The sequence below is a fragment of the Streptomyces sp. NPDC058274 genome (assembly GCF_042881375.1).
In the GTDB taxonomy this organism is placed as follows: Bacteria; Actinomycetota; Actinomycetes; order Streptomycetales; family Streptomycetaceae; genus Streptomyces.
In genome coordinates this window covers 1-16,276 of the sequence record NZ_JBHVXW010000026.1, presented here as the reverse complement: position 1 = coordinate 16,276, position 16,276 = coordinate 1, and the positions used below count along the sequence as shown (strand labels likewise).

The 16,276-nt window shown below is 70.4% G+C and carries 17 protein-coding genes and 1 pseudogene; 15 read left to right on the top strand and 3 right to left on the bottom strand.

Features of this window, described 5'->3' with window-relative positions; genetic code table 11:
- Window positions 1-31: 31 nt before the first annotated feature.
- The 10 genes from ACFVYF_RS34650 to ACFVYF_RS34605 all read left to right on the top strand — a co-directional run bounded on the left by ACFVYF_RS34650 (window position 32) and on the right by ACFVYF_RS34605 (window position 7,792).
- The gene (locus ACFVYF_RS34650; protein ID WP_389461854.1) at window positions 32-973 is read left to right on the top strand and encodes a type II secretion system F family protein; all 942 of its coding nucleotides are present in this window, start codon (window positions 32-34) and stop codon (window positions 971-973) included.
- 13 nt (window positions 974-986) lie between these two features.
- Window positions 987-1,877, top strand: a complete 891-nt coding sequence (locus tag ACFVYF_RS34645) for a DUF5936 domain-containing protein (protein WP_389461852.1) — start codon at window positions 987-989, stop codon at window positions 1,875-1,877.
- Window positions 1,877-3,304, top strand: coding sequence for a sensor histidine kinase (locus ACFVYF_RS34640; RefSeq protein WP_389461850.1), 1,428 nt, complete (start codon window positions 1,877-1,879; stop codon window positions 3,302-3,304). Before ACFVYF_RS34645 ends, ACFVYF_RS34640 begins: the two co-directional genes overlap by 1 nt.
- Entirely contained in the window at window positions 3,297-4,031 is a 735-nt protein-coding gene (locus ACFVYF_RS34635; RefSeq protein WP_389461848.1) for a response regulator, read from the top strand. Before ACFVYF_RS34640 ends, ACFVYF_RS34635 begins: the two co-directional genes overlap by 8 nt.
- 102 nt (window positions 4,032-4,133) lie before the next feature.
- Window positions 4,134-4,325 (top strand): hypothetical protein, encoded by a 192-nt coding sequence (locus ACFVYF_RS34630; RefSeq protein WP_389462004.1) that lies wholly within the window; start codon window positions 4,134-4,136, stop codon window positions 4,323-4,325.
- Window positions 4,322-4,927 (top strand): pilus assembly protein TadG-related protein, encoded by a 606-nt coding sequence (locus tag ACFVYF_RS34625; RefSeq protein ID WP_389462002.1) that lies wholly within the window; start codon window positions 4,322-4,324, stop codon window positions 4,925-4,927. The genes ACFVYF_RS34630 and ACFVYF_RS34625 overlap by 4 nt, the downstream gene beginning before the upstream one ends.
- Before the next feature lie 15 nt (window positions 4,928-4,942).
- The gene (locus tag ACFVYF_RS34620; RefSeq protein WP_389461846.1) at window positions 4,943-5,536 is read left to right on the top strand and encodes a hypothetical protein; all 594 of its coding nucleotides are present in this window, start codon (window positions 4,943-4,945) and stop codon (window positions 5,534-5,536) included.
- Between the two features lie 3 nt (window positions 5,537-5,539).
- The gene (locus ACFVYF_RS34615; RefSeq protein ID WP_389461845.1) at window positions 5,540-6,235 is read left to right on the top strand and encodes an OmpA family protein; all 696 of its coding nucleotides are present in this window, start codon (window positions 5,540-5,542) and stop codon (window positions 6,233-6,235) included.
- Between the two features lie 36 nt (window positions 6,236-6,271).
- Window positions 6,272-6,841: a dihydrofolate reductase family protein gene (locus tag ACFVYF_RS34610; RefSeq protein WP_389461843.1), complete on the top strand. Its 570-nt coding sequence runs from the start codon at window positions 6,272-6,274 to the stop codon at window positions 6,839-6,841.
- Window positions 6,842-6,919: 78 nt separating this feature from the next.
- Window positions 6,920-7,792, top strand: a complete 873-nt coding sequence (locus tag ACFVYF_RS34605; protein WP_389461841.1) for an LLM class flavin-dependent oxidoreductase — start codon at window positions 6,920-6,922, stop codon at window positions 7,790-7,792.
- A gap of 76 nt (window positions 7,793-7,868) precedes the next feature.
- On the opposite strand, the pseudogene ACFVYF_RS34600 reads toward ACFVYF_RS34605, so the two are convergent.
- A pseudogene (locus ACFVYF_RS34600) lies at window positions 7,869-7,925 on the bottom strand (hypothetical protein); the annotation flags it as partial.
- 74 nt (window positions 7,926-7,999) lie between these two features.
- Between ACFVYF_RS34600 and ACFVYF_RS34595 the strand changes: the two are divergent.
- On the top strand, window positions 8,000-8,782 hold the full coding sequence (locus ACFVYF_RS34595; RefSeq protein WP_389461839.1) for a class I SAM-dependent methyltransferase: 783 nt from the start codon (window positions 8,000-8,002) through the stop codon (window positions 8,780-8,782).
- Window positions 8,783-8,995: 213 nt separating this feature from the next.
- On the opposite strand, the gene ACFVYF_RS34590 is transcribed toward ACFVYF_RS34595, so the two are convergent.
- Window positions 8,996-9,331, bottom strand: a complete 336-nt coding sequence (locus tag ACFVYF_RS34590; RefSeq protein WP_389461837.1) for a DUF192 domain-containing protein — start codon at window positions 9,329-9,331, stop codon at window positions 8,996-8,998.
- Window positions 9,332-9,842: 511 nt separating this feature from the next.
- The gene (gene mgrA, locus ACFVYF_RS34585; RefSeq protein ID WP_389461835.1) at window positions 9,843-10,883 is read right to left on the bottom strand and encodes an L-glyceraldehyde 3-phosphate reductase; all 1,041 of its coding nucleotides are present in this window, start codon (window positions 10,881-10,883) and stop codon (window positions 9,843-9,845) included.
- Window positions 10,884-11,027: 144 nt separating this feature from the next.
- Here mgrA and ACFVYF_RS34580 point away from each other — a divergent pair, with 144 nt between their 5' ends.
- The 4 genes from ACFVYF_RS34580 to ACFVYF_RS34565 all read left to right on the top strand — a co-directional run bounded on the left by ACFVYF_RS34580 (window position 11,028) and on the right by ACFVYF_RS34565 (window position 16,212).
- A complete protein-coding gene (locus ACFVYF_RS34580) occupies window positions 11,028-11,801 on the top strand; it encodes an isoprenyl transferase (protein ID WP_389461833.1) in 774 nt (257 codons plus the stop codon).
- Window positions 11,802-12,187: 386 nt separating this feature from the next.
- A complete protein-coding gene (locus tag ACFVYF_RS34575; protein WP_383278866.1) occupies window positions 12,188-13,513 on the top strand; it encodes a PhoH family protein in 1,326 nt (441 codons plus the stop codon).
- A gap of 407 nt (window positions 13,514-13,920) precedes the next feature.
- A complete protein-coding gene (locus ACFVYF_RS34570) occupies window positions 13,921-14,637 on the top strand; it encodes a transglycosylase SLT domain-containing protein (RefSeq protein ID WP_389461831.1) in 717 nt (238 codons plus the stop codon).
- A 174-nt stretch (window positions 14,638-14,811) separates the two neighbouring features.
- Entirely contained in the window at window positions 14,812-16,212 is a 1,401-nt protein-coding gene (locus ACFVYF_RS34565) for an AI-2E family transporter (RefSeq protein WP_389461829.1), read from the top strand.
- Window positions 16,213-16,276: the final 64 nt, after the last annotated feature.

Here is a 16,276-nt window from a genome sequence, read left to right as displayed (position 1 = left end):
TGAAGTCCCGTATCCCGGACGGGAGGCAGGCATGAACAACCCGGCTCTGCTGGCCCTCGGCGCCACCGTCCTGTGCGGCACGCTCGCCGTCGCGGGCGTGCACGCGTACGCCTCCGGCCGCGCCCACCGCCAGGCCCTCGTCGACCGTCTCTCCGGCGGCGGACCCGTCCGTACGGCGGCCGGTCGCGCGCGCCGGTTCATGGGCGTCGACCGCCGGCTGCGCCGTACCCGGCTCGGCCGCACCATCCACCTGCGGCTGTCGGCCACCGGACTCGACCTGACGGCCGGGGAGTTCTTCACCTACGTCACCGCCGTCGTCGTCGCGCTGTGGCTGATCGCCGCCGCGGCCCTGGCCCCCTTCTTCGGTCCGATCGCCGCACTGGTGGGCGTCTGGAGCGCGGTCATCTTCCTCAACTGGCAACGCCAGAAGCGCATCGAGGCCTTCATCAACCAACTCCCCGACGTGGCACGGCTCCTGGCCAACGCCACCGCCGCCGGACTCGCCCTGCGCACCGCACTGGCGATGGCCGCCGAGGAACTGGAGGCGCCGGCCGGTGAGGAACTGGCCCGCGTGGCCGACCACTTGACCCTGGGCCGGTCCGTCGACGACGCGCTCGACGAGCTCGCCGAACGGCTCCCGTCCCGCGAACTCGTCGTCCTCGTCACCACCCTCGTCCTCGCCAACAAGGCGGGCGGCTCGGTCGTCAGCTCCCTGCGCAACCTCACCCAGACCCTGGAGGACCGCAAGGAGACCCGGCGCGAGGTCCGCACCATGCTCTCCGAGGTGAACGCGACGGCCTTCACCGTCCCGCTCCTCGGCCTGGGCTCGCTGCTGCTGATCAACTCGTCGAACGAGGGCGCCCTGGCCCGGGTGACCGGCTCGCCGCTCGGCCAGGCCCTCGTACTGATCTCGCTCGGCCTCTACACGGTCGGCTTCTTCGTCATCCGCCGCCTCGGCAAGATCGAAGTGTGAGGGGGAATCCGCCATGCCGGCCTTGCTGCTCGCCGCTCTGATGGGTGCCGCCGTCGCGGGCGTCCTGCTCGGCATCCGTATGATCCGCGCCGACGCCAAGCTTCCCAGCGACCTGGTGCTCGCCCTGGAGGTCGGCGCGACCCGGGTCTCCAAGGCGGACTCCGCCGTGGACCGGCTCGGCATGCGCTTCGCGCCCCTCGTGCTGCGGCTGATGGGCCCCCGCCGCGTCGACGCCAAGCGTCGCCGCATCGACATGGCGGGCAACCCCGGCGGCCTCACCCTCAACCGCTACGCGGCCCGCCGGGCCGTCTACGGCATCTTCGGCGTCGTACTCGGTCTCGTCTTCCTCTCGAACGGCCAACTCCTCTTCGCCGCAGCCACCTTGGCGTTCGGCCTGCTGGCCGCCGATGCCCTGATCTGGCAGGCCATCCGCGAGCGCAAGGACGTCATCGACCGCACCCTGCCCGACTTCCTCGACGTGCTGGCCGTCGTCGTCTCGGCGGGCCTCGGCTTCCGCCAGGCCCTCGACCGCGTGGCCGAGAAGTACGAGGGTCCGTGGGCGGACGAACTGCGCATCACGCTCCGCCAGATGGACATGGGCGTCAGCCGCCGCCAGGCCTTCGACGAACTCCGCCGGCGCAACTCCTCCGAGTCCGTCGCCCAGTTCGTCTCCGCGCTCCAACAGGGCGAGGAGCTCGGCTCGCCGATCGCCGAGACCCTCATCCAGCTCGCCACGGACATGCGCAGGACCGATGCCCAGAACGCCCGCCGCCGCGCCGCGAAGACCATCCCCAAGGCGACGATGGTGACCCTCGTCTTCATGCTCCCGGCCACGATGATCCTGATCGCGACGGGCATGTTCCTCGGCTCGGGCACCAACTTCGGCTCGATCCTGGGCCGCTGATGAACCGCCGTCCGCACATCCGGGGGCAGGGGTGCCGCGAGGGGCGGCACCCGCTTCGGCGCGGGTGGCACCCCGCCCGTGCGGGTGAGCGGCCCGACGCCGGCCAGGACGCCGGGTACCGGCCGGAGGACGCGGGTGCGGGCTGGCCCGCGGAGGCCGCCGGCTATCTCGCGGACGATGCCCCGGCACCCGGAAGCGTCCGTCTCCAACTGAACGCCCTCCAGGCCCTGTGCCGACAGGCCTTCGCCGTACGGCTGGCGGCCATCGCGGTCGGCGCCCCCTTCGCGATGACCAACACCACGGACGGAGCACCCCGCTACGCGGTCCTCGCCGCCGCCGTCCTCGGCATCATGGGCTCGTACGCCATGCTCAGGGACTGGGACCGCTTCGGCCCCCGTCTGCTGGCCCACCCGAGCCTGATGGCCGTCGACCTGACCTTCGGTGCGGTCCTGCTCCTCACCGCCTCCCCGGCCTCCCCCCTCGCCTACGCGACGGTCTGCACCCCGCTGCTGGCGGGCCTGCTGTACGGCTGGCGCGGCTCGGGCGTCTTCACCGGCCTCCAACTCGTAGTCCTGCTCACGGTGTTCCGGGCCTGGGCACACCGCCCCGGCACCGGCGCGAGCACCCTCCTCATCGCCGGCTTCTGCATCGGCGCCGGCATCATCGGCGTCACCCTGCGCAATCTGATGTTCCGCTTCGGCGCCGCCAGCCAGGCCCTGTCCGAGGCACACGCGCGGCTCGCCGTCGCGGAGGCCGTGGAGTCCGAACGCGCCCGTCTCGCCCGCGAGATGCACGACTCGGTGGCCAAGACGCTGCACGGACTCGCCCTCGCCGCGGAGGCACTGGCCGCGTCCCCCGACTCCCGCGACCCCGACGACCTCAAGCGCCAGGCGACGGTGGTGGCGGGCGCGGCCCGCCGCGCGGCGACGGAGTCCCGCGAGCTCCTATCGGACCTGCGGCGCCGGACGGATCTGACCACGGCACGACCGCACCTGCCCGCCGAACTCGCCGCGCGCGTCGGCGATTTCACCGCCCGTACGGCACTCCCGGCGGAGCTGCGCTGCACGGGAAGCGTCCCGCCTCTCCCGTGCGAGACGGCCCGCCACCTCCTGGCGATCGTCTCGGAAGCACTGGAGAACGCCCACCGCCACGCGTCGGCGACCCGGGTCCGCGTGGGCCTCGACGCCTCCGCCCATGCCCTGCGCCTGACGGTCCGGGACGACGGAGTGGGCCTGCCCGCCACCGCCGTACTCGACGACCTGGCGGAATCCGGCCACTTCGGCCTGCTGGGCATGGTGGAGCGGGCCGCGTCCCTCGGCGGGCGCCTCGACCTGGCCCGTCCCCCGCGGGGCGGCACGGAGATCACCCTGACCGTGCCGCTCGCCGCACCGGCACCCACCCCCCAAGAGGAGGCCGCCCATGCCTGACCAGGCACTTTCCGGCCCGCCCCTGCGTGTACTCGTGGCCGACGACAACCCCGTCGTACGGGCGGGACTCACCGCCCTGCTCGGCGCCCACCCGGACATCGAGGTCGTCGCGCAGGCGGCGGACGGCGAGGAAGCCGTGACCCTCGCGAGCGGCTGCGCCCCGGACGTCGTTCTGCTCGACGTCCGCATGCCCGGCACCGACGGCCTCACCGCACTGCCCCGGCTCACGCACCTCGCACCGGTGATGATGCTGACGTACAGCCGTGAACCCGAGGTCGTGGCCGAGGCGTTGCGCCGGGGCGCGGCCGGCTACCTCGTCCACGGCGAGTTCACAGCCCCCGAACTGATCACCGCCGTACGCGACTTGCCGCACGGACGGGCCACCGCTGTGGCGGATTCACTCGGTGTTTCGTACGAACCGAACGAAATCTCTTCGCATCTGCAATCAGTTGTGGCACAGTCGTCGGAGGCTCGGCCCCGGTCCGCGGACATGCGGCCGCGGCGCGGCCCCAACCGGCTCGACTTCGGCCTGAGTTCACGGGAGGTGGAGGTCATGGATCTCATCGCGTCCGGCATGAACAACCAGCAGATCGCCGCCGCCTGCTTCATCAGCGAGAAGACCGTGAAGAACCACATCAACCGCATCTTCGCAAAGCTGCACAGTTCTTCGCGCAGCGAAGCGATCGCCCACTGGCTGGGGACCGCGCGTGGGGGGTGGAACCGATGATTCCTCCCGCCAGAAGTTGGGCCCCTGGACCCACCCGGAGTACGCGGGTTCTCACGTACGGTGCTCGGGTCGGTAATCGCGTCGCGCGGGAGGGCAGTGACGATGAACAGGTTCGACAGCTGGAAGCGGACCGTGGTCTCCCGGATGCGGGGGGACGCGGGGGCCGGGTTTGTGGAGTATGCGGGGTTGATGATCATTATTGCGGGGATTTTTACGTTGATCGATGGGCTGGGGCTGGACGGGTTGATCTCCGGCGCGATCCTCGACGCCGTGACCAGCGTCATCGGAGGCTGACAGCCCGACGGCGTCTCGGCGACCGAGGGCAGACACTGCCCATCTACATCTGGTTGACCGCGATCCTGCTCTTCGCCGCCTTCGCCTTCTTCGCGTTCGCCCAGGCAGCGTCCGCCCGCAATGGAGCTCAATCCGCGGCGGACGCTGCGGCGTTGGCGGCCGCGCAGGACGCCCGGGACGAGCTGATGGACGGCTTGACGGCTGCAATCGGGCAGGACGACAACTGGCTCGACTGGCTGGGCGAGTTGCCCCCTGCCGGTGCGGGCGCGACAGCCGCGGCTCAGCAACTCGCCTCCGAGAACGAGTCGACCGTCGAGAGCGTCGAGCCCACCACGAACAACGGTTTTCCGGGTTATGAAGTCGCCATCGAGACGAACTACACGGTCGGTGACTCGATCATTCCGGGCACGGAGGGCATGCGGGCAAAGGCGCACGCCACCGCCGTCATCCAGCCGCGCTGCGACTTCGACCCGGACGCGGATCCCGAAAAGCCCCTGGAACTGGACTGCGGCGACGAACTCGTGAACATCGACCCCGGAGATTTCGATCCGGCCGACCTTCCCGACGCGTCTGTGCTGTTCTCTGTGCATCTGGCCGAGTGAGAGGAAGCCGTACCGATGGATATCCGGCACACCCTGAAGAGCCGCAGGGCGCTGAGCGCAATGGCGATCACGGCTGGGCTGCTCCTCACGGTGGCCGGCTGCGGCGGCGGAGACGACGACAAGTCGGGCTCCAGCGCGTCCTCTTCGCCGGCGAAGGACAGCGGAGGCGGCGGCAACAAGGACAAGGAGTCCGCCTCGCCGTCGTCGCAGCAGACTCTCGCCGAGGTCAAGGGGGGCGACCTCACGCTGAAGGTCACCTCTGCCACCCGGGACGACGGAGGGTTCGTGACCGTCGAGGGCACGGTGACGAATGGCGGCGCCAAGTCGTGGGTCGCCGCCGACTGGCGGGGCGACGAGCGTGAACTGGCCGGGAACGGTGGGTCGATCGCCGGCGCGAGTCTGATCGACTCGACGGGCAAGAAGAAGTACCTGATCCTCCGTGACACCGAGGGCCGGTGCCTGTGCACCAGGTTCACGGGAGGCCTCCAGCCGGGCGAAACCACCGACTGGTTCGCCCAATTCCCCGCCCCGCCCACCGCCACCACCAAAGTGAACTTCCAAGTCGGCTCCATGCCCCCCGCCTCCGTCGAACTCTCCGAGGGCGAGTGACCCATGGCCCTCCCACGCGCTCTCCCACGCCGCAGTACCGCGACCACGCTCACCGCGTTCGCCGTGCTGGTCACGCTCGGTCTGCCCGGTCCGGCGTATGCGGACGACGAGGACCCGAGTGCGCCGCCGGGCAGTGTGACCACGTCACCGCCACCGGAGGTGGACGCGACCAGTCCGGGGCTGAAGCTGGCCGACGGCGCCACGCTCGCGCCGGCCAAGGTGCTGGACATCAAGTCGGTCGTGGAGGACCTGGGTGGCGAGGAGCGCCGGGTGGACACGAACGAGAACGTGACGTTCGCGCTCCAGGCCGAGGTGCTGTTCCCGAAGGACAGCTCGAAGCTGAACCCGGAGGCCCGCTCCCGTATCCAGGCGATCGCCGAGGAGATCGGGGCGCAGAACGCCTCGAACGTCAGGGTCTTCGGCTTCACCGACAACCTCGGCTCCTACGCGCACGGGCTGACCCTCTCCAAGAAGCGCGCCGAGGCGGTCCACGACCAGCTCGCCGCTAACCTGGGCGGCGACGTCACCTTCGAGGTCCGCGGCTACAGCGAGGACTACCCGATCGCCGACAACACCTCGGAACAGGGCCGGCGCAAGAACCGCCGGGTGGAGGTGTCGTTCCCGAGGAGCGGGTCCTCGGGTTCGGACAAGTCCACCGGCTCGGGCGAGCCCACTGGGTCGGGTCAAGACAGCGGCTGAGCCCAGGGCGCGGCCGCGGCGAAAGGGATGGCTGCGGTGCGGAAGATCGTTCTGATGAGTTCGGTGTCCCTCGACGGGTACATCGAGGGACCGGGCCGTGACATCAGCTGGCACCAGGTCGACGAGGAACTCCACCGTCACTTCAACGCATACGTCAAGGAGCTCGGCGGTCTGCTGAGCGGGCGGGTGACGCACGAGCTGATGGCCGAGTTCTGGCCGACGGCCGACGAGGATCCCGCGGCCGGCCCCACGATGGCGGAGTTCGCCGGGATCTGGCGTGACATCCCGAAGATCGTGTACTCCCGGACGCTGGAGCGGGCCGACTGGAACACGCAGGTCGTGCGGGACGTCGTCCCCGAGGAGGTCCGTGCCCTCAAGGCGCAGCCGGGCGGGGACCTGGGCCTGGGCGGCGCCGACCTCGCCGCCACGTTCCTGCGGCACGACCTGGTCGACGAATTCCGGGTGTACGTCCACCCGGTCCTCATCGGCCGCGGCAAACCCCTGTTCCCCGAGACGGATGCCCTCACCTTCCTCCGGCTCATCGAGACCCGGACCTTCGGCAACGGCGTCGTACTCCTGCGCTACGAGCGAGCCGAGCGGAAATAGCGGGGCCGGTGCGCCAACCCCGCCCCGCCGACGCGTAATGCGGTTGTCCGCCGCGCCGGCGGTGGGTAGGAAGGGTCCATGACTGGACTCGGTGCTGTCTTCCGGCCCCAACTGCCCCCTGAGCGCCTGCGCGACCTGGCCCGGCTCGCGGACGACGCCGGTCTGGAGGAACTGTGGCTGTGGGAGGACTGCTTCCTCGAAGGGGGCGTCTCCGCCGCCGCGGCCGCCCTCGCCTGGACCGAGCGGCTGCGCGTCGGGGTGGGACTGCTGCCGGTCCCCCTGCGCAATGTCGCGGTCACCGCGATGGAGGCCGCCACCCTGCACCGCCTCTTCCCGGGGCGGGCCGTCGTCGCCGTCGGACACGGCGTGCAGGACTGGATGGAACAGGTCGGGGCGCGCGCCGAGTCGCCCGTGACACTGCTGCGTGAGTATCTGCTCGCCCTGCGCGCACTGCTCGGCGGGGAGACGGTCACGACGCAGGGGCGGTACGTGAAGCTGGACGGCGTCGCCCTCGACTGGCCGCCGGCGCCCGGCGTGACCGTACTGGCCGGCGCCACCGGACCCCGTTCGCTGCGGCTCTCCGGCGAGGCGGCCGACGGCACGATCCTGACCGCCGCCACGGGTCCCGACGGTGTACGGCGGGCCCGCCGGCTCATCGACGAGGGCCGCGAGGCCGCGGGACGCACCGACCCGCACCAGGTCGTCGTCTATCTGCACACGGCGACCGGCCCGGACGCGGCCGCCCGGCTGCGGGCCGAGATCGCCGCAGGCGGCGAGGACCCGGCGCAGGAACACGGCGTCGCCGGTGACGCGGGCGCCGTCGCCAAGGCCGTCCAGCGCCTCGCCGACGCCGGCGCCGACACCGTCGTCCTCCAGCCCACGGCCGACGAACCCGACCCCGAGGGCTTCCTCCGCTTCGCGGCGACCGAAGTACGGCCCCTCGTGCCGTAACCGGGGCGGCCGGGCCATGCCGTAGCCGGCGGCCGCCCGGTCGGCCGGGCCGGTGGTCGCCCGCTCCTCCGTCGATCAGCTCGCGCAGGATGCCCACGTGGCCCGCGTGCCGTGCCCTCTCCTCGACGATGTGGACCCGGCGTACGTCCGCGCGGCTCGCGGGAAATGCCGTCGCGCACGCGCCCGCCCGTTGGCAGGATCGACCTCATGACCACGAGCCGTACCTTCGAGGACCTTGTCGCCGAGGCGGCGGCCGCGCCCGTCGAGGGCTGGGACTTCTCCTGGTTCGAGGGACGCGCCACCGAGGAACGCCCGCCGTGGGGATACGCGCGGGCGATGGGGGAGCGGCTCGCGCAAGCGTCCGCCGCGCTCGACCTGCAGACCGGCGGCGGCGAAGTCCTCGCCTCCGCGCCCGAGTTGCCCCGCCTCACCGTCGCGACCGAAGGCTGGCCGCCGAACGTCGCCAAGGCCACCGCCCTGCTCCACCCGCTCGGCGCCGTGGTCGTCGCCTCCCCGGAGGACGCGCCGCTGCCGTTCGCGGACGCGGCCTTCGACCTGGTCACCAGCCGGCACCCGGTCGCGACGTACTGGGACGAGATCGCGCGCGTCCTGCGCCCCGGCGGTACGTACTTCTCCCAACAGGTCGGCCCCGCGAGCGTCTTCGAGATCGTCGAGTACTTCCTCGGAGCGCAGCCGGCACGGACCAGGAACCGGCGCCACCCCGAGCACGCCCGCGCCGCCGCAGGGACCGCCGGTCTCGAGGTCGTCGACCTGCGCACGGCCCGGCTGCGCATGGAGTTCCACGACGTCGGTGCCGTCGTCCACTTCCTGCGCAAGGTGGTCTGGATGGTCCCCGGCTTCACGGTCGAGGCGTACCGGGACCGGCTGATGACCCTCCACGACCGGATCGAGAAGGACGGCCCGTTCGTGGCGCACAGCACCCGCTACCTCATCGAGGCACGCAAGCCGGGGCGGTCGCCCTCGCCGTGACCGGGGGCGCCGAGCGCTCGCTCCGTGAGACGTGAATCCGTATCCCGGACATCTCCACACGGTTTCCACATCGTTATCGAGGGCGGCTCGCGCCGAACTCCCCGGTTCACGTAAGTTCAGACCAAGGGTAATTCGCGTGAGCAAAGCTGCGCGTGTGGCACCGCGCAGTGGAGGGGGCTGCGCGGTGCTGGGTCCGCTTCTTCCGACCGCAGGTCAGCGGTCCTGGACGACCACCCGCACCCCGCGCCGGACCCCCCACCGCTCCAGCGCCCCGGCCTCCGTTTCCAGGACATGCCGGGCCCACGGCCGCGGCAGCCCCACCCGGCCCGGACGCATCGTGCGCACGGCTACGACCCGCAATGTCCGGTCCAGATAGGCGACATCGATCGCGAAACGCATCCCCAGGGTGTGCACCGCGCTCGCCGGGCTCAGCAGCAGTGCCCCCTCGATCCCGTCCCGCCCGAGCAGCCCCCGCCGGCGCGCCCGCGCCGACTCGGCGAGCTCCAGCGGAACGGGTGCGGATGTCTCCGGGGTGGTGAACGTGGCCATGACTGCGAAGTTAGCGACGGCGTCAAGCCGACGTTCCGACACGCGTCACCCACGCGGAGGACGCGGGGCCCCGGATGCCTCACACCCCATAAGTGCGCGCAAACCCCCTGGTTCTCTCTGGATTCGCCCGGATTCCCTTGGAATCAGCTGGGATTCGGCCATGATCAGGCCCTGAATCAGAGCTTCCGCACCCATCGCCGCGTCGTCGGCCGGTTTCGGAGAGTAGTTGTGGCACGCCGATGCACGCAGCATCACTTACGAAGGGTTATGGTGGAAACCCCCCCTCGGGCCGGTCCGTCTCCCCCCCACGGACCGGCCCGTTTTTTTGCCCTCAGCCGGGTGACCCGCCCCGCACCGGGGCGACCGGCCACCCCGCCAGGCACCCCCAGTACGTCGACCAAGCCCCGCCCGCGCGCACCCCCGGCCTACGCGCCCCCCGCCCGCGCGCCCCCGTACGCGGGCCGGCCCGGCAGACGCCCCCACGCCCCCGGCCCGGCCCCCGCGCCGGGACTCAGCTCCGCCCGGCCCAGATGTTCGTGCCCGGAGTCGACACCGCGAACGTGTCGATCTCCTTCAGCTCCTCGTCCGTGAGCTTCGGCGCGGAAAGCGCCGCGAGGTTCTCCTCCAGCTGGCGCACGCTGGACGCGCCGATCAGCGCGGAGGTCATCCGCTCGTCACGCAGCACCCAGGTCAGCGCCAGCTGGGCGAGGGACTGGCCGCGGCGGCCCGCGATCTCGTTCAGCCCGTTCAGACGTCGTACGACGTCGGCGTCGGACGCCAGGCCCGGGTCCAGGGACTTGCCCTGCGAGGCGCGCGAGCCCTCGGGGACACCCTTGAGGTACTTGCCCGTCAGCAGACCCTGTGCGAGCGGAGCGAAGGAGATGCAGCCCATCCCCGCTTCGTCGAGCGTGTCGAGCAGCGCGTCGTCCTCGGTCCAGCGGTTGATCATCGAGTACGACGGCTGGTGGATGAGCGGGCGTACGCCCATACCGGTGAGGATCCGGACCGCCTCGCGTGTCTGCTCGGCGGTGTAGGACGAGACGCCGACATACAGCGCCTTGCCCTGCTGGACGGCGGACGCCAGCGCGCCCATCGTCTCCTCCAGCGGAGTGTCCGGATCGAAGCGGTGCGAGTAGAAGATGTCGACGTAGTCCACACCCATCCGGCGCAGCGACGCGTCCAGGGACGACAGCAGGTACTTGCGGGAGCCCCACTCGCCGTACGGCCCGGGGTGCATCAGGTAGCCGGCCTTGGTCGAGAGGACCAGCTCGTCCCGGTAGGGCGCGAAGTCCTCCTTCAGGAGCTTGCCGAAATTGAGCTCGGCGGAGCCGGGCGGCGGCCCGTAGTTGTTCGCCAGGTCGAAGTGGGTGACACCGAGGTCGAAGGCGCGGCGCAGGATCGCGCGCTGGGAGTCGAGCGAGCGGTCGTCGCCGAAGTTGTGCCACAGACCGAGGGAGACGGCGGGGAGCTGGAGGCCGCTGCGTCCCGTGCGGCGGTACTCCATTGAGTCGTATCGCTCGGTTGACGCGCGATAAAGGGGGGAGTCGTTCATGGACACGAAACTACTTCAGCGCACTGACACCCCATGCCGGAGCCGCAGTTGTACGGGGGTAGGCTTCGCCCCCGGGGACCGCCATATGGACAGGGATTGCGCTGCGGCGCACCTGTCTGATCCGCACGGAGGGGCTGACAACACGTGAACCTGCGCGACAACCTGCGCCGTCTCCTGGTCAGGTTCTACACACGCAGGGTGGAAGGCCACCTCGACCACGACCAGGTGCCCAAGCACATCGGCGTCATCATGGACGGCAACCGGCGCTGGGCGAAGGCGGCCGGCAGCACCGCGGCCCAGGGTCACCGGGCCGGGGCCGACAAGATCGAGGAATTCCTCGGCTGGTGCTCCGAGACCGATGTCGAGGTCGTCACCCTCTGGCTGCTCTCGACGGACAACTTCGACCGTCCCCCGGACGAGCTCGTCCCGCTCCTCGGCATCATCGAGGGCGTCGTCCGCACCCTCGCCGCCGACGGCCGCTGGCGGGTGCACCACGTCGGCACGCCGGACATCCTGCCCTCGCAGATGCAGACCGTCCTGAAGGAGGCCGAGGAGGCCACCGCGCACGTCGACGGGATAGTCGTCAACGTCGCCATCGGCTACGGCGGCCGTCAGGAGATCGCCGACGCCGTGCGCTCCATGCTCCTGGACGCCGCCGACAAGGGCACCGCGATCGAGGACCTCGCCGAGTGCGTCGACATCGACCTCATCGGCAAGCACCTCTACACCGGCGCCCAGCCCGACCCCGACCTGGTGATCCGGACCAGCGGCGAACAGCGGCTCTCCGGATTCATGCTGTGGCAGACGGCCCATTCGGAGTACTACTTCTGCGAGGTTTTCTGGCCGGCCTTCCGCAAGGTCGACTTCCTGCGCGCCCTGCGTGACTACGCGGCGCGACACCGCCGTTACGGCGGCTGAGGTTCTGAGGCTCGGTTCGCTCCCGGCACGCGCCCCTTCGGCTCACCCGCCGTGGGGGCCGTGAGCCGGAAGACACCAGGTCCGGGCCCGGAGCCGGGTGGTCTGGGGCGGAAGTAACAAGGAGTTCATCCGTGCGCCGCCCTATGCCGTGGCATGGCAGCGCATGTTCGAGGGCATAAACCATCCAGGTCGACACCCGAACCACGGGTGTCGGATCTCAGCGGACGGCACGGGGCCGTCCGCCCGGGAGGCCCTTTGCACCAGCGCGCTCGTGCGGTCAGCACGGACGAAGCGGAGGGCCGGTCGTCGGCCCGTGCAGTGGGCCCGAGACCGGTCCAGATCTCCTTCGTCGCTCCCCGACCTCATCCGAGGGGGTACGTCCTTCCGTGGTGACCAGCACAAAGCGCCGTATGCCAGACCGGCGCACCTATGTTCTCGACACCAGCGTCCTGCTGGCCGATCCCAACGCCCTGAACCGCTTCGACGAGCACGAAGTAGTGCTGCCGATCGTCGTGGTCACGGAGCTGGAGGCCAAGCGGCATCATCCGGAGCTCGGGTACTTCGCCCGGCAGGCCCTGCGCCTGCTCGACGAGTTCCGGGTGCGGTTCGGCCGCCTCGATGCCCCGATTCCGATCGGGGACCTCGGCGGGACCGTTCGCGTCGAGCTCAACCACTCGGACCCCAGCGTGCTGCCCAGTGGCTACCGCCTGGGGGACAACGACTCCCGCATCCTCGCGGTCGCCCGCAATCTGCAGGCCGAGGGATTCGACGTCACCGTCGTGTCGAAGGATCTTCCGCTCAGGATCAAGGCCTCGTCCGTCGGGCTCCTCGCCGAGGAGTACCGCGCGGAGCTGGCCATCACGGGCTCCTCCGGCTGGACCGGAATGTCCGAACTGACCCTGTCGGGCGAGCAGGTGGACGTCCTCTTCGATGTCGGCCACGCGTATGTCCCCGAGGCGGCCGACCTTCCGGTGCACACCGGTCTGACGATCCAGTCCGAGCGCGGCAAGGCGCTGGGGCGGGTCACGTCCGAGGGCAATGTCCGGCTCGTCCGCGGCGATCGCGAGGCCTTCGGCATCAAGGGCCGCAGCGCCGAGCAGCGCATCGCGCTCGACCTGCTGCTCGACCCGGACATCGGGATCGTGTCGATGGGCGGCCGGGCCGGCACCGGCAAGTCCGCGCTCGCGCTCTGCGCGGGCCTGGAGGCCGTCCTGGAGCGGCGTCAGCACCAGAAGGTGATGGTCTTCCGGCCGCTGTACGCGGTCGGCGGGCAGGAGCTCGGCTATCTGCCCGGCTCCGAGTCCGAGAAGATGAGCCCCTGGGCGCAGGCGGTCTTCGACACGCTCTCCGCGGTCACCAGCCGCGACGTCATCGAAGAGGTCACCGCCCGCGGCATGCTGGAGGTCCTGCCGCTGACCCACATCCGCGGCCGCTCCCTCCATGACGCCTTCGTGATCGTGGACGAGGCGCAGTCGCTGGAACGGAATGTGCTGCTGACCGTTCTGTCGCGTATCGGAGCCAATTCACGGGTCGTTCTGACCCACGATGTGGCGCAAAGGGACAATCTGCGAGTCGGCCGGTACGACGGTGTCGTCGCCGTGGTCGAGAAGTTGAAGGGCCATCCGCTCTTCGCGCACGTGACCCTGAACCGGTCCGAGAGGTCCCAGATTGCCGCGCTTGTGACCGAAATGCTGGAGGACGGACACATCTAGGGCTTCTGCCCTCAGCCGCTCAACTCGCGGCGAATACCAGGAAGTTGACGCCGCCCGGAAAAGGCCAAGAGCCTAGCCGGGCGGCGCCGTGCTGCGCGCTCGTTTCCGGAAAACTCCTGAGGCAAACGAGGTGTGAGCTTTCACACGCAACTCGGAATTGCCTTGCGGCGTCGGGGTACGGCAGAGTCTCACTCCTGTCAGGCCCCGCATACGACACACTTGTACCCCCAGCGGTACGGCACAACAGGAACCCCAGAACTCCATAGAGCCGTCGTATGCCGCCCGAGCACCACGCGGCGCTCCCCTCGCGGGAGTTCCCACCGGGCCCGTGCCTCCCGTGACCCCGCAGTTGGGAGGCCAGTGCCAAGGGGCACGATTGCGTCCGCGAGGGTCACCTGTAGCGGGCGATGCTGGAAGGAAACCGTGTGAGCCGGATTTCGGTCCGGGGATTCGCAGTGGCTTCGGCCACCGCGGTCACCGCTGTCGGCGCCGTAACCGGTGTTGCCTCGGGCAGCACCGCGCAGTCCCCGAGCGACGCCGAGGCAACGGCCGGCGACGTGACGCTCCTCGCGGACATACCCGCGGGCCAGCAGGCCCAGGTGCAGACCGCGTCCCTGACTCAGCAGGCCGACGCCCAGGCCATCGCCGCGGACGCGAGTGCCAAGAAGGACGCGGAGGAGTCGGCCCGCAAGCAGGCCGCCGAGGACGCGATCGCCAAGCAGAAGGCCGCGGAGAAGGCCGAGCAGGCAGCCAAGGACCGCAAGGAGGCGGAGGCCAAGGCCAGCCGCTCCAGCACGCGTGACGCCACCACCTTCTCCGTCCAGAGCTCGTACACCGTCGCGCAGATCCAGGCGATGGCGCGCCAGATGGTGCCGAGCGGGCAGTTCCAGTGCTTCAGCAACATCGTGGACCACGAGTCCAGCTGGAACTACCGGGCGGTCAACGCGTCCTCCGGTGCCTACGGTCTCTTCCAGGCTCTGCCCGGCTCCAAGATGTCGTCCGTCGGTTCCGACTGGCAGACGAACCCCGCCACCCAGATCAAGTGGGGCCTCAACTACATGGACAGCCGGTACGGCAGCCCGTGTGAGGCTTGGTCGTTCTGGCAGGCCAACAACTGGTACTGAGCCGACGGCCGCCCGGCGGCAGCTCAACCTCGCGAAGCCCTTCACCGTCCTTTGGTGAGGGGCTTCGGTCATGACGTCCCCGCGACCGGGCAATGGATGCCCCGGGCATGTACGGTCTGACGGGACGACTTCCAGGGGGGAGTGGTGGGAAGCGACGGGGAAAAGGGACGGATGATGTCACGAGTGCCACAGTGGCTCGGCCGGGTCGGCGCCGGACTGACCGAACTGGGCGACCGGTTGGACAAACGCCGCGCCGAGGTCGAAAGGGAGACACTCGAGGACTCGGACGGCTTTGGCGCGTCTGAGGACCGAGCGTGTGCGGGCGCGGGCGGGACCCGTGCTGCCGACCCGTTGGCGGACGCCCCCGAAGACACCGGCTCGTCCACACCCGACCAGGTCCCCGCACCTCCCCTCTACGCTCCCGCCGTGGCCGCCCGCCCCGACCCCTCCGCGGCCGTGCCGTGGGGGGTACGTGTCGCGGCCGAGGCCGGCTGGCGGCTGCTCGTACTCGCGGGCACCGTCTGGGTGTTGATGCGGGTCATCAGCGCCGTACAACTGGTGGTGCTCGCCTTCGTGGCCGCCCTGCTCATCACCGCGCTGCTGCAGCCCACGGTGGCCCGGCTGCGGAAGCTCGGTGTGCCGCGCGGTCTGGCCACCGCGCTCACCGCGATCCTCGGCTTCGTGATCATGGGCCTGGTCGGCTGGTTCGTGGTCTGGCAGGTCATGGAGAACATCGACAATCTCTCCAACCAGGTCCAGGACGGCATCGACGAGCTGCGCAAGTGGCTCCTCAACAGCCCGTTCCATGTCACCGACAAACAGATCAACGAGATCGCCAAGAACCTGCGCGAGGCGATCGGCGCCAACACCGACCAGATCACCTCGGCCGGCCTCGAGGGCGTCACGGTCATCGTCGAGGCGCTGACCGGGATTCTGCTGACGATGTTCTCGACGCTGTTCCTGCTCTACGACGGCAAGCGGATCTGGGAGTGGACGCTGAAGCTCGTCCCCTCCGCGGCGCGGCCCGGTGTCGCCGGCGCCGGTCCGCGGGCCTGGCGCACGCTGACCGCGTACGTCCGCGGCACGGTGATCGTCGCCATGATCGACGCCATCTTCATCGGCCTCGGCATCTACTTCCTGGATGTCCCCATGGCCGTCCCGCTCGCCGTCTTCATCTTCCTGTTCGCCTTCATCCCGCTCGTCGGCGCCGTGGTGTCCGGCGCCCTCGCGGTGGTCGTCGCGCTCGTCACGCAGGGCGTGTTCACCGCCGTGATGGTGCTCGCCGTCGTCCTTGCCGTGCAGCAGATCGAGGGCCACATTCTGCAGCCGTTCATTCTGGGGCGGGCGGTGCGGGTGCATCCGCTGGCGGTCGTGCTCTCCGTCGCCGCGGGTGGGATGGTCGCCGGGATCGGCGGAGCGGTGGTGGCCGTGCCGTTGGTCGCCGTCACCAACACGGTGGTCGGGTACCTCCGCTCGTACGCCCGCGAAGCCGCCCTCCGGCAGTCCCCGCCACCTCACGGCGCCACCGCCACGGACGTGGCCCCGGTCCAGCCGTCGCCGTCTCCGCCGGCCTAGACGGTCCCGGGCGGAGCCCCAGGACGGGACCGTCTCCGCCGGCCTAGACGGTCCCGTCCTGTGG